This is a genomic window from Prevotella multiformis, from assembly GCF_018127985.1.
GTDB classification, from domain to species: Bacteria; Bacteroidota; Bacteroidia; order Bacteroidales; family Bacteroidaceae; genus Prevotella; species Prevotella multiformis.
Genome location: NZ_CP072357.1, coordinates 100,399 through 114,715 on the forward strand (window position 1 = coordinate 100,399; position 14,317 = coordinate 114,715).

General features: G+C 48.4%; 9 protein-coding genes and 1 pseudogene. 9 read left to right on the top strand and 1 reads right to left on the bottom strand.

Translation table 11 applies throughout. From position 1 onward, the window contains the following. Positions 1-249 precede the first annotated feature (249 nt). From J4864_RS00410 to J4864_RS00445, 8 genes and pseudogenes are all read left to right on the top strand, one after another. Positions 250-1,332: an OmpA family protein gene (locus J4864_RS00410; protein WP_007368158.1), complete on the top strand. Its 1,083-nt coding sequence runs from the start codon at positions 250-252 to the stop codon at positions 1,330-1,332. Between the two features lie 349 nt (positions 1,333-1,681). Beyond that, positions 1,682-3,604 carry a 1-deoxy-D-xylulose-5-phosphate synthase gene (dxs, locus tag J4864_RS00415; protein ID WP_211814202.1) on the top strand — a complete coding sequence of 641 codons (1,923 nt, stop codon included), beginning with the start codon at positions 1,682-1,684 and terminating at the stop codon, positions 3,602-3,604. Positions 3,605-3,750: 146 nt separating this feature from the next. Continuing rightward, positions 3,751-5,091 (top strand): Trk system potassium transporter TrkA, encoded by a 1,341-nt coding sequence (gene trkA, locus J4864_RS00420; protein ID WP_007368160.1) that lies wholly within the window; start codon positions 3,751-3,753, stop codon positions 5,089-5,091. Positions 5,092-5,093: 2 nt separating this feature from the next. Further along, complete coding sequence (locus J4864_RS00425; RefSeq protein WP_211814203.1) at positions 5,094-6,551, top strand: TrkH family potassium uptake protein; 1,458 nt, start codon at positions 5,094-5,096, stop codon at positions 6,549-6,551. Between the two features lie 121 nt (positions 6,552-6,672). Continuing rightward, positions 6,673-7,017 carry a DUF6078 family protein gene (locus J4864_RS00430; protein ID WP_262897211.1) on the top strand — a complete coding sequence of 115 codons (345 nt, stop codon included), beginning with the start codon at positions 6,673-6,675 and terminating at the stop codon, positions 7,015-7,017. A gap of 441 nt (positions 7,018-7,458) precedes the next feature. Beyond that, entirely contained in the window at positions 7,459-8,706 is a 1,248-nt protein-coding gene (locus J4864_RS00435) for a VapE domain-containing protein (RefSeq protein WP_211814204.1), read from the top strand. Positions 8,707-9,170: 464 nt separating this feature from the next. After that, a pseudogene (locus tag J4864_RS00440) lies at positions 9,171-9,437 on the top strand (cell filamentation protein Fic); the annotation flags it as partial. A 240-nt stretch (positions 9,438-9,677) separates the two neighbouring features. Further along, complete coding sequence (locus J4864_RS00445; protein WP_211814205.1) at positions 9,678-11,387, top strand: hypothetical protein; 1,710 nt, start codon at positions 9,678-9,680, stop codon at positions 11,385-11,387. 751 nt (positions 11,388-12,138) lie between these two features. Here J4864_RS00445 and J4864_RS00450 read toward each other — a convergent pair. Beyond that, the gene (locus tag J4864_RS00450) at positions 12,139-13,440 is read right to left on the bottom strand and encodes an alpha-L-fucosidase (RefSeq protein ID WP_211814206.1); all 1,302 of its coding nucleotides are present in this window, start codon (positions 13,438-13,440) and stop codon (positions 12,139-12,141) included. Between the two features lie 275 nt (positions 13,441-13,715). Here J4864_RS00450 and J4864_RS00455 point away from each other — a divergent pair, with 275 nt between their 5' ends. After that, positions 13,716-14,312 (top strand): DUF4840 domain-containing protein, encoded by a 597-nt coding sequence (locus J4864_RS00455; protein ID WP_246479399.1) that lies wholly within the window; start codon positions 13,716-13,718, stop codon positions 14,310-14,312. The last annotated feature ends 5 nt before the right edge of the window (positions 14,313-14,317 follow it).

The following is a 14,317-nucleotide window of genomic DNA, read 5'->3' on the forward strand; positions in this document are numbered from 1 at the left end:
AGGAAGACACAGACCGTACATGTCCGCATTTGCTCCAAGTGGCATGGTCTGGGATGCAGAGACTTCGAAGTCAACTTCCCAACCCCATTTTATTGCTCATTATGGCGGAAAAGAGGTTTTTTTCATCCTAAATTACTGAAATTTGCGTTTTTTTCTTTAAATTAATGTAGTCTATTCAAAAAAAGTACTATCTTTGCATACTGAATTTAATTAAGTCGCTAAAATTAACAGAATTAATATTAAGCATTTATGAAAAAGTTTTTGTTTGCACTTTCGATGCTCGCTATGGGTATCACGAGTACACAGGCTCAGATTGCCTATGAGAAGGCTAAGCCGTTTGACAACGTTTACCTCGGTGTAGAAGGTGGCGTTATGGGGCCTCTTAATTTTAACCACTTTGCTCCACTTAACGCTGCAGCCGGCCTGAAGCTCGGCAAGCAGTTCAGCCCGGTTTACGGTGCTAACCTCGAAGGTCTTGCTTTCTTCGGTGACAACCGTTGGCAGACAGGCTCTTTAGGTTTCTCCAACAGCCACACTGTTGTTCGCGCCATCAACCTCGGTCTGAACGGTACGATCAACTTCACCAATCTCTTCGGCGAGTACAATCCTGACCGCAGATTCGAAGTAGGTGCTGAGGCTGGTATTGGCTACTGGATCACTTACGGTGACAAACACATCATCCAGACAGACAATACCGGTGACGACACAGAGCTCACAGCCAAGACCGGCCTTACATTCGCTTACAACCTCGGTAAGGACAGAGCATGGCAGCTCTATGCTGAACCGGCAATACTCTGGAACCTTACACACGGTCCTGGCGATGCCATCCAGTTCGGCAAGCAGGCAGCGCAGCTCGGCCTCTTCGTAGGTGTCAACTACAAGTTCAAGACCTCTAACGGTACACACAACTTCAAGATCTGGAATGTCGGCGAGCTGAACGATGAGATCAACTCTCTCCGCGACCAGCTGAACGCTAAGCCGAAGGAGGTTGTCAAGGAGGTTGTCAAGGAAGTCATCAAGGAAGTTCCTACAACAACTACCCAGACTATCAGTGTTGACAATCTCGTATTCGTTACCTTCCAGCAGGGTAAGTACATCCTCACTGCTCCTAACAAGAAGGCCCTCGATTCTATTAAGGCAGGCCGCCACGTACAGATTGTCGGTACCGCTTCTCCAGAGGGTTCCAAGGCATTCAACGACCGCCTGTCTCAGAACCGTGCAAACGTGGTTGCTGAGTACCTCCAGGGTCGTGGCATCATCGTTGACGAAGCTACTGGTCAGGGTGTTCAGGGTGTAACCTCTAACCGTCTGGCAGTTGTTTACGTAAAGTAAATTGAACCTCTTTCCTGCCGGTCACCACAGACCGGTCAGGAAGATAGAAGAGGGGATGAATCCTTCGGGATTCATCCCCTCTTTCTTTTTCTTGCAGGTGCATCCTCTTCCCGCAGGCGGGAAATCCACATTCTGGAAGATACGTTCCCTGACTTCACATGGCTTGCCCCGTCGATCCGTCGTCCTTGCCGGTCAGGCTGTCAGTCAGCCCCGAACGTATATGGGAAAGCGGACATTGATATCGGGAAAAACACAAACGATTGTTTCCCGATACTTACTTACCCGTGGTTTTATTTTGCCTTTTAAGCTATTTAGCGTATCTTTGCATTGTTATTCATGCTATTCAATAATGTCGAACAAGAAGAAATACGACTTGTTAAACCAGATACAGTCACCTGCCGATTTGCGCAGACTGAAGCTGGACGACCTTCCGGAGCTCTGCCAGCAACTGCGGGAGGACATCATTGAGGAAGTCGCTGTCAATCCGGGACACCTCGCTTCCAGCTTGGGAGCGACCGAGATCACGGTGGCATGCCATTACGTCTTCCATACGCCGGAAGACCGCCTCGTATGGGATGTCGGCCATCAGGCCTACGGCCATAAGATCCTGACAGGAAGGCGGGACAGCTTCTGCAACAACCGCAAGCTGAACGGACTGATGCCTTTCCCTTCGCCTGTCGAGAGCGTTTACGACACTTTCACCTGCGGCCATGCCTCCAACTCCATTTCTGCCGCTTTGGGGATGGCCGTTGCGGCCAAGCTGACGAAGCAGCACCGGCATGTCGTGGCCATCATCGGCGACGGAGCGATGAGCGGCGGTCTTGCATTTGAAGGACTGAACAATGTCTCCAGCCAGCCCAATGACCTGCTGATCATCCTCAACGACAATGACATGTCCATCGACAGATCCGTGGGAGGCATGGAACAGTATCTGCTGAACCTCGATACAAACGAGACTTACAACCGGCTTCGTTTCAAGGCGTCGCAGTGGCTGAACTCCAAGGGACTGCTGAATGACGAGCGGCGCAAGGGGCTGCTGCGCCTGAACAATGCCCTGAAGTCGGCACTGGCTCACCAGCAGAATATGTTTGAAGGCATGAATATCCGTTACTTCGGTCCCTTCGACGGCAACAATATCACCGAACTGGTACGCATCCTCCGGCAGCTGAAGAACATGAAAGGGCCGAAGCTCCTCCATCTGCATACGAAGAAAGGAAAGGGATATGAACCGGCGGAGAAGAGCGCAACCGTCTGGCATGCACCGGGCAAGTTCGACCCTGAGACAGGCGAACGGATGGTGCAGGACAGCAGCCGGGAACCACCGAAGTTCCAGGATGTCTTTGGAAAGACACTGCTGGAACTTGCCAGGAGGAATCCACGCATCGTAGGCGTCACACCGGCCATGCCGACCGGCTGCTCGATGAATATCATGATGGACGAGATGCCCGACCGGACCTTTGATGTCGGTATTGCCGAGGCACATGCCGTGACCTTCTCCGCCGGCATGGCAAAGGACGGACTGCAGCCTTTCTGCAACATCTACAGTGCCTTCTCGCAACGTGCGTACGACAGCATCATCCACGACATGGCGATACTGAATCTGCCGGTCGTACTTTGTCTGGACCGTGCAGGGCTGGTGGGTGAGGACGGTGCGACGCATCATGGTGCGTTCGATATGGCTTTCCTGCGTCCTGTTCCTAATCTCACGATAGCTTCTCCCATGGACGAGTGTGAGCTGCGGCGGCTGATGTACACCGCGCAACTGCCCGGAAAGGGCTCTTTCGTCATCCGCTATCCGCGCGGACGTGGCGTACAGACCCGGTGGGACTGTCCTCTCACGGAGGTAAGGGTCGGTACCGGCCGCCGCATCCACGACGGATGGGATGTCGCCATACTGAGCATCGGGCCGATCGGGAACGATGTCGAACAGGCCATCGACCTGATTGAACGTGCCGAATCACCTGCTACAAAAGGGCATTGTCCTTCGGTAGCCCATTACGATATGCGTTTCCTCAAGCCGTTGGATACGGATATCCTGAAGGAAGTCGCCGCCCGGTTCTCACGTATCATAACCATTGAAGACGGCGTACGCAATGGCGGACTGGGATCTGCCGTAACCGAATGGATGGCCGATCACGGGTACAGTCCGCGCATCACCCGTATGGGGCTGCCCGACCACTTTGTCGAGCAGGGCACCGTCCAGCAGCTGCGAAAGATATGCGGCATCGACGTAGACGGCATCAAGGGACAGCTCACCGCTGCCTGCCGATAGTCACAGTGCCTGACAGTCTTTGCCGCCTGTCATAGCTGCCCGTCACATCCCCTCCCTCGGAGGAACTTGGGGAGGCCTCCTGCCATACCCCTCCCTCGGGCTTGGGAGGCCTCCCATCCCCACCTGCAAGAATCAAAGAGCAAAGAATGAAGATCATTATTTCAGGAGCATACGCCATAGGGACTTTCCTGGCAAAGCTTCTTTCACGAAACAAGGAAGACATCATCCTGCTGGATGAAAATCCCGAGAACCTTGACAAGATCAGCAGCGAGTTCGACCTGCTGACCATGGAGTGTCCTGCAACCGATATCAAAGGGCTGAAAGCTGCCGGTGTAGAACATGCCGATCTTTTCATCGCCGTCACGCCGAACGAGCCGGCCAACATCGCGGCCTGTGCCATGGCGCACCAGCTGGGAGCCAAGAAAACGGTGGCGCGGGTGGACAGCCCGGCATACGTTGAGGAACAGAACAAAGAACTCTTCCGCAAGATGGGCGTCGACGATATTATCTATCCTGAAATACTGGCTGCAAAGGACATCATCAACGGACTGAAGATGTCATGGGTGCGCCAGCGGTGGGACGTACACGACGGAGCACTCGTCATGCTGGGCATCAAGCTGCGTGAAACCTGTGAAATCCTCGACCGGCCGCTGAAGGAAATCAGCGGGCCGAACGACCCTTACCACGTCGTCGCCATCAAGCACAACGACGAGACCATCATCCCCGGGGGAAATGACACCCTGCAGGTGTACGACCTCGTCTACTTCATGACGACAAAGCAGTACATCCCCTACATCCGGAAGATTGTCGGCAAGGAACATTACGTGGATGTGCAGAACGTCATCTTCATGGGGGGCGGAAAGACGGCCGCGCGCGCCGTGAAGATGCTGCCCGAATACATGCACGCCAAGATCATCGAACAGCGGACGGAACGCTGTGAGGAACTGAACAACATCTTCAATGAAGACACGCTGGTCATCAACGGCGACGGACGGGACATCGGACTGCTGAAGGAAGAGGGCATCCGAAACACACAGGCTTTCGTGGCGCTCACGTCGAATGCCGAGACCAACATCCTGGCCTGCCTGACAGCCAAGCGGATGGGGGTACGCAAGACGGTCGCCTCCGTGGAAAACTTCGACTACGTGGGGACGGCGGAGAGCCTCGACATCGGCACGATCATCAACAAGAAAGCCGTTGCGGCCAGCCATATTTACCAGATGATGCTGGATGCCAATGTGGAGAACATCCGGTTTCTCATGTCGGTCAATGCCGATGTGGCGGAGTTCACGCCGAGCCCTGATTCCAAGATCACCCGCAAGCCCGTCAAAGACCTCAATCTGCCGAAGGGGGTCACCATCGGCGGACTGGTAAGGGACGGAGAGGGAATGCTGGTCTCCGGCAACACGCAGATCGAGGCGGGCGACTCGGTCGTGGTCTTCTGCCATAACGTAGATATGAAAAAGGTGGAGAAATTATTTATCTGATCATGCTGAATCTGAAACTTATCTCCAAAATCCTCGGGGCACTGCTGTGGATAGAAGGCCTCCTGCTCTTCAACTGCCTGCTCGTCTCACTGTGGTACCAGAGTGTCGATATCTTGCCTTTCGTCTGGAGCATCCTCATCACCGTCGGTGCAGGACTGCTGTTCCGCCTGCTGGGGCGCAATGCCGACAACCTCCTGGGACGGCGCGACGCCTATTTCGTCGTGACAGTGGCATGGATTCTCTTCACGCTGTTCGGCACGCTCCCGTTTATGATCAGCGGATACATCCACAGCTTCACAGATGCCTTCTTTGAAGCCATGTCGGGCTTTACGACGACAGGAGCCACCATCATCGACTATCCTGAACGGCTGCCCAAGGGACTTCTCTACTGGCGTTCGCTCACCCAGTGGATCGGCGGACTGGGCATCGTGTTCTTCACCATCGCGATCCTCCCCTCCATCGTAGGCGGATCGGTAAAGGTTTTTGCCGCCGAGGCCACAGGGCCTATCAAGAGCAAGCTCCATCCCCGCCTGAGCACAAGTGCGAAGTCGATATGGATTGTTTATCTGGTGCTGACGGTGGCCTGCATCCTCAGTTACAAACTCTGCGGCATGGGATGGTTTGATGCTTTCAATTATTCCATGACAAGTACGGCGACCGGTGGTTTCGCCACCGAAAGCGGTTCCATCATGACCTTCCATTCCCCGGCCGAGGAGTATGTCTGTACGCTGTTCTGCTTTCTTTCGGGCGTGAATTTCACGCTTATGTACGCTTCTGCTGTGGGCATGGATATCAAGCGGCTGCTGAAGAACAGCGAGTTCCGGTTCTATACGGTCATGGTGCTGTCGTTTGCCCTCTTCATCGCTGTCGAGCTTGTCTACCGCAATCATTACGACATCGAACACGCCTTCCGCAGTGCCATCTTCCAGGTGGTGTCTTTCATTACCACGACCGGACTCTTCAGCGATGATGCCGGCAAGTGGCCGCACGTGACGTGGGTTGTTCTGGCAGCCTGTATGTTCTTCGGCGGATGTTCGGGATCCACGAGCGGAGGCATCAAGAGCATCCGCGGGGTCATGCTGCTGAAGGTGGTACGCAATGAGTTCCGGCAGATCCTGCATCCGAATGCGGTCCTGCCCCTGAAAATAGACGGCGTCAATATTCCGCAGGCTAAGCGTGTGACGCTTCTTGGCTTCATCGGACTGTACCTCTTCCTGACGCTCTTCTGTGCTTTCACGATGATTGCCTTCGGCATCGACAACACGAACGCCATCACCATCACGCTGAGTAGTCTTGGCAATGTAGGACCTACCCTCGGCATGGAGATCGGACCTACAATGTCGTGGGCACAGCTGCCCGGTTTCGCCAAGTGGATCTGCTCTTTCCTCATGCTCGTCGGCCGTCTGGAACTGTTCACTGTTCTGGTGCTGTTCACACCGGCGTTCTGGAAGGAAAACTGACACGATCCATCATGATCTCCCGGACCTGCCGGCACAGCGGAAAGTACAGAAAACGCCATGGCCGTCCGTAAACATCGGGTGAAACGTCCGGGGCACGGTTCAGGTACCGGGAGACAGCCGTCTGTCCGCTTTTCCTTGGGACGGCCGGACTTGGCCTTCCCGCCGTTGCGCCTGCTCCCCTCCTGCCTGGACCGGAGACGGCTGGCCGGCGTTCCGCACCGTTGAGACGGAACGGCTGGCATGGGGCTTCTCGCATCTCTTCGATGATGTGAAGCACAGTGACTACCGCCCTCTGCGCCGTGAGATAGAGGCGTATTTCGGAAGCCGCTTTGTGTACTATCGCTATCATCGGGGCTTCAATAAGCTGTATGAAGAAGAGCAGCAATGGATAGACGGGCTTTTCCGGCGTTATGGCTATAATGCTCCACGTGTTTATGACAACTACCGGACGAGCTGGAAATATTAAGAGTTAAGGAGTGAAAGGGAGTGAAAGGAGTTAAGGTATTAGCTTATTCTGAAAGAATGGAGAAGTTAACTTTAGCGTAAAGGAGTTGGGTTGACAGGCTGTTAAGGAGGTCTTGTTTCCTTGGTGTTAACGCTCCGCACGAATCGTGTTTGCTACTGACACACTTGGTGTTGGTATGCGTCTTAAAAATAATTTCTCTGTTCTCTGTGTGAACCAAATACTGTGCAGATAAAGACAGAATGACAGACAGGATAAGAAAAGACAGAATAACAGTTTAACTTTTTCCTACGGCTCTTTTCGCTCCTTAAACCTTTAGGTTTCTCTGCGCAGGTTCTGTCCTCCGTTTCTCTGTGCTCTCTGTGTGAGCCAAGATAAAGACGGAATGACAGACAGGGTAAGAGAAAGGCAGAATAACAGTTTTACTTTTTACTCTTTTTCCCTATGAAAATTAAGAATCTTAAGAAAATCAAAGCTGAAAACCAGCGTGACCGACAGGCTGGAAAACTGAACCATGACATCACCCGCCGCCTGCTCGACTATCTTGAGCGGAAGTATGAAATGCGGCATAATACGGCCTTAGGTTGTACAGAAATCCGCAAGGCGGGCAGTAACGAACCTTTTGTGGCAGCGGATGAACGGATGCGCAACACAATCGCCATCAAGGCACGCCTCGACGGGATTGATGTATGGGACAAGGACATCCGACGCTATACGGAATCGAGGTTTGTCAAGAGTTTCAACCCTGTGGACGATTTCCTGAATCGTCTGCGAGGACGATGGGACGGGAACGATCATATCAAGGCCTTGGCGGATTGTGTGCCCAATGACAACGACCGGTGGCCCGACTGGTTCCACACGTGCTTTCTTGCGATGGTGGCACAGTGGATGAGGCTGGACACATCGCACGGCAACAGCGTGGCACCGCTGCTCATCTCCCGGCAGGGCTATCGGAAGTCTACCTTCTGCAAGCGGATTCTGCTCGAGGCGTTGCAGTGGGGATATAATGACAATCTCGTCATCAGTGAGAAACAGAATACGCTGCGGGCTATGACACAGTCGTTGCTGATCAATATTGACGAGTTCAATGCGCTGTCTGCCAAGACACAGGACGGTTTTTTGAAGAATGTCATGCAGCTTGCAAGTATCAAGCTCCGTCGGCCTTACCGCCAGCAGCAGGTTACGCTGCCGCGTGCCGCTTCTTTCATCGCCACGGCAAATGTTTCGGATGTCTTCTGCGACCCCAGCGACTGCCGCCGTTTCATAGCGGTTACGCTGACGGCCCCTGTCCGTCTGCCCGGGCACATAGACTATGATCAGCTCTATGCGCAGGCCGTCGCCGAGCTGGAGAGTGGCAGACGTTATTGGCTTGATGAGGCTGATACACAGGCGATAATGCAAAATAGCGTGCAGTATCAGCAGCACACGCCTGCTGAGGCTCTCTTTTTCGAATGTTTTTCCGTTCCGAAGGACTTAGTCAAGGGAGCTTATATGACGGCCGCTTCCATCTTCAGCCTGCTCCACCAGCGGTACGGCAGTCAGCTGCGCCTGACGAGTCTTTCCCATTTCGGGCGTATGCTTGCCAATATCCCGAACCTCCACAGCAAGCATTCCGCACATGGTACGGAATATTTTGTATCGGTACGTAGCAGTGCGGGGCTGACAGGCAGACTGGCGTTGAATAGAAAGTAGGAACGGCGTTGCGAATGTTTTTAAGTTGCTGTCACTGCCGTCAGGTAGTGATACGTTGTAAGTGGTTTATAATGTGGAATTTACATGAAGTGTTAAAAGTGACAGCAGCAAGAAACATACTTAACTTTTATATTTGGGTTAAAAGTAGGCTTATTAAGGTGTATTCTTGTATGAAAAAGTTTTGTTAATTCTCCTATATATATGGATTTTTTGTGTTATCTTTGTGAAACCCTATCGAAAGGGGGGCATCAGCTAAGAGCCTACCTGTGGAAGAACATAAATCACACATAACGTATCAATCAGTACTAACGATTGTGAAGAGTGGTAATAGCATTCCGTTGGCTTGAAAAATGATTAGCACCCCAGATGGATAAAGTGTCAATTCAAGAAGTTATATGATAACCGACTTTGAAGAATATTGCTCAACTTCGTTAAAGAGAAGCCGAATGCAGCCGAATTTATGCAACGTTGCCCATCCTTTTATGAAGGGTAATGATCGCAGCACTCGTATTTGGCTCGACCTCATGCTGAAGCGTTCTCTCAAACAGTGTGTGGATTGGAGTCAGATAGACAAAAACGAATATCTGACCGCAATGCGTGAGAGTGTGTCTGATAGCATTCACATCAAGTCTTTGGTACCGCCAGCTCTTACCACCAAGATTAATAACAGAGAAATGTTTATGAAAGGAATCGATTATTCATACTATTATGAACAAAATGAATCAATATAAGATAGGTCGCAATCCTATCAATGAACCTAACCCTTGCTTTCTACTACAACTACCTCTCATACAGATAAGGTTAATAAAAAAGAATCTTCAAAAGTTTCAGAAGACCAGGGAAAAGCAGAACTTTTCATCGAACAAAAGATGTCTTATGAAGAATAACTAAATTCATAATTGACTCTATTTCGAGTAACCTTGCTATTATGAATAATGAATAATAAAAAAGAAAAAGCTAAATAAAAAACTATGAACAAAAGTAATTATGCTTTTATAGCGGCACTTTATAATAATAAAGGAGCAGGTCTTTATAATGATGTTTATTTCCCCATTATTAAGTATACAATAGTTTCACTATTCTATAAGAAAGAAAAAGCTGGTGAAAACTTTTATGACGTAAAGGATGTTGAAGAATTTATCAAAGATAAGTTCGGTATCCATATTCCTTTAGTCGTGTTGAAGAAATCTGTGCGGTATATATCAAATAAAAATCATGATTTCGAACTTGATATATATGAAAATGGGGAATGTTTCAGAATTAAAAAGACATGGGATTTTTCTGTAAATGCAAATTTCGAGAGAATTTCTGCGGAGTTTGAATCAGATATAGATTTATTGGAAAAAGAATATAAAAAATACCTAACAAATGCGCACGTAGAGTCTGATTTAAGATTTATAGATTTTATATCAGATAACACAGATGATGTCTTAGGCTTTCTTTGCAATAAAATTGATTTGAAAGTAAATGAACAATATGAACCTGTTGCACGTTTTTTAGAACATATAAAGGAACATAAGGAGCAACTCTTCGCCACTGTAAGTAAGCTCTTTTGGGGGTCAATAATAGCTGCGTACCTAAGTCGTGAAGAGGCTGCTGTTGAAGAAGACAAGAGTGCTATTTCTGAATATTTCCTTGATACTTCTCTCGTTATGGGCCTACTTAAGCTATCAACACCAGAAATAGAGACTTATTCCGAAGATTTATTAAAAACACTCTTAATAGCAAAGGCTACGATACGAGTACATCCAATGACATGTACTGAGATAAAGTCAATCATTAAATCTGTAGAAGAACATGGGGCATATATTGGTAAAGATATATCATTTGCAGTAGAAAAATATAAATATACGAGTACAGATCTTGCAAGTATAAGGATTCATTTAGAGGAAAAGCTTAGTGAATTAAAAATATCAATCTTCCCGAATAAAGAATATAACTTAGAAAAAAAAGCTACAAATAAATATAAAAAAGATAATCGCGTTAAGCAACTTGCACATAGTCGAAAAAGTAATATCTCTGAAGAAAATTATCGGGAAATACATGACGTTTATATGTATGACTATATTCTCAATCGAAGTAATTCAAAGGACTGCTGTCAATTTATTACACTTAACAAAGACCTGATTGAAATATTGGACGCTAGTAATGATACACAGGGCCATATAATGATTCATCCATATAAGCTTACACTAAATTTATGGATGAATGGGAATCTATCGACGGGAGTGGAATCGGTTGTACTGACAGAGGTCATTACACGCTGTTTTTATCTTAACAATGTAGATATTCGCAATAAAATCTCTATTATGATAAATTACTATAGAGATAAAGATGGCAATATAGATCAAAGAACATATGATGCAATATTAATCGCTTTAATTAGACGAGATCGAAAATTAATAAATTTCATAGAAAACACAGATAATTTCGATACGAATAAAAGTATAAAATATGAAGAACAATTAAAGCAACATATTTTACTCAAAAATCGTGAAGTAGACAAATATACTCAAGATGAAATCGAAAGTCTGAGAACACAAGTATCAGAAGAAAGCAGACTGCACGAGGAAAAAAAGGTGAAGATTTCTCAATTGAAAAATGAAGTAGATATCGTGAATCAGAAGTTAAATGACTCACAAAAAATGAAAAGGAAAAAACAGAGATTCTTGAACAATTAAAGAACTTATCTAGAGCTAAAAAGGAAAAGGAGGATTTCTTAAAAAAGATCAAGGAGGATATTGATCCGCTCGCGGTAGAGAGAGAGCATAGTATTAATCTTACAGGGTTCTATGCACCTCGAATTTTAGTCATAATTATACTGCTACTAACTATTATAGCATTCATCAAAAGTTCAACATGGTATCAAATATCAGGAAGTGTAATTGGAGCTTTATTCAGTGCAATAACTCTTGTCACAAAGTTACAAATACTTACTCCTAAAGTTAGTATTTCAAAGTATAAAAAGGAGCAATATGATAGTTGGGAATCAAGACATCCTAGATATGTGGATATGATTAAGCAAAAAGGCGAAATTGAGAAAGAGCTTAGAGAACTTGACTCTAAGATAGAGGAAATAACTCAATAAAATAGTGACAACATCCAAGATGTTTTCTAATCAATACTACTCAAATTGAGGAAACATTTTTGTACCATATAAATATAAGCAACTGATAATCAGTGTAAGATATATTCGAGAAAGAAAACTATGCATAAACCCCAATCGGTCATTAGAAAAATTCGCTTTCATTTTACCTAAAGAAACCTTGAATACACGCAAATAGTTAGCTAACCATACGCACTCCATACAACAGAAGAGCATCTTTGTAACTGTTTGCTTTTGAAAATCTCTAAAGACCGATTTGGGATAAACATAATCCAACCCGCAGCAACCCTCTGTTGCTGCGGGTTGGATAAGTAAGAGGATCTATATCACAGTGTCAGCTCCACGATATAATCAATATCGGTGGGAACGGTATTGAGGTTGAGAGTGATGCCGTGGCCGGTCTTTGTGAAGTTGACACGCTGGTTGGTGCCGTAGACGGTGGCGGACTTCACCTTGTGGCTACCGGTCGGGAGGAAGAGGCTGGAGTCCATGCAGTTTAGGATATGGATATAGAGCTTGTTGCCCCGCTGCGTACTCACTCCCCAGTCGTGTGGGGCGATGATGCCGCCACGAGTGTTGTAGATGGTTTCGCCGTATTGGTTCAGCCATTTACCGATAGCCTGAAGGCGGTCGAGGGCAAGGGAAGGTAGTGCGCCCCCCGGTTCCGGGCCGATGTTGAGCAGGAGGTTGGCATTCTTTCCGGCAGCACGAACGAGCATCTGGATCAGCTGCTTCGGCGATTTGTAGTTGCTGTCGGTAATCGAGTAGCCCCAGTGGTCGTTGATGGTCTGGCACGATTCGAGCGGTAGACGGCTGATGCGCTGTCCTGACAGTCCGGCTTTGTTTTCGCCCGGCAGGTCACGCTCGAAGATCTGTATGTCCTCGCCGGCGTTGGGTGTCTGGTGGTGGTTGTTTCCGATGAGGCACTGCGGCTGCAGCCGGTGGATCATGGCATACTGCTCCGTCAGCTGCCAGTCGAACGGTTTTGCATCGCTGTCATGGTCCCACCAGCCGTCGAACCATATAGCCCCGACAGGACCGTAGTTGGTTAACAGCTCCGTCAGCTGGGTATTCATGAAATGATAGTAGCTGTTCCAGTCGGCTTTCTCCTTGTCCCGGCCTGTCCCCAGTCCTGTTCGTCCCTGCGGATAGTCCTCCCGTCCCCAGTCCAGGTGCGAGTAATACAGGTGCAGCTTGATGCCGTGCCGCTGGCAGGCAGCGGCCAGCTCTTTGATGATGTCCCGTTTGAACGGTGTTCCGTCCACGGTGTTGTATGTGCTGGTCGCTGTCTTGAAGAGCGAGAAGCCGTCGTGGTGACGTGTGGTGATGGTGATGTATTTTGCGCCGGCCGCCTTTATCGCCGATACCCATGCGTCGGCATCGAACTCGGAGGGGTAGAATGTCTTTGCCAGCTTGGGGTATTCCCGGTGGTTGATGTCCCAGTTTGTCATCACCCATTCGCCCGCACCGATCATCGAGTAGAGTCCCCAGTGCAGGAAGATGCCGAACTTCTCGTCCTGGAACTGTTCGCGTGCCTTGAGGTTCTCTGCTGTCGGCTTGTACGTTTCCTGTGCCATGCTGCTGAAGCCGGTCAGCAGGGCGGCAATCAATAGTAAGGTCTTCTTCATGTTACGAATTTATAGTTTAGGTTTCTGCCGGCAAAGATAATAAAAGTCCGGCAGATATGTATGGGAAATCGGGTTAACTTTGAGGTTTGAGGTTTGAGGTTTGAGGTTTGAGGTTTGAGATTTGAGGTTTGAGATTTGAGGTTTTCCTCCAAGCTTGAGCAATCATCCTGTTTTTTAACAGTTATTGTGTGGGAAATACGCAGGGAATGTGTAAATTTGCGAGCAATAAACTTAAAATGTGATAACCAAAACTTACTACAATGAATAGAAACAAGTTGTTTATTTTAATTCTTGCACTCGTAACGACTCTGTCTTTCACGTCCTGTCTGAGTGATGACTACGAAGACAAACAGATTTCACAGACAGAGCTGAAAGCAGCTTTCCTGACTATTCAGGGGAACTATCAGGGATGGCTGTTCTCTCATACCAGTGACGGTAAAAGCGGCAAGATAGAGAAAAAAGACTCCCTGCGCACTACCTGGGAAATCAGGTCGGACTCTACGGTGCTGGTCAGGAATTTCCCCAGCAAGATGCTGGCCAACAACATCACCAATCTCGAGCTGAAGAAGGTCGTGGAGGCTCTGCCTGCCCAGGACATCAAGTGTGCTTTCAATATCTACAGTGTGAATCCGATTCTGTTTGATGTGGCACCGTTCCAGGTTGAACTGGGTAAACTGACCTATGGCGGCGAGACGCACAAAGTAGCCATCGGCTTCGCTTTCAGACGCAACCTGACGTTCGGCGGCTTCTATGCGCCAAAGAAACAGGTCGGTATACGCCTTATTGAGGGTGGCGTGATCATTGATGACAAGGTGCAGAGCGAATTTTACAAGGGGCTTGATTATTTCTATCTTCTGTCGGACGCAAAGTGACATTC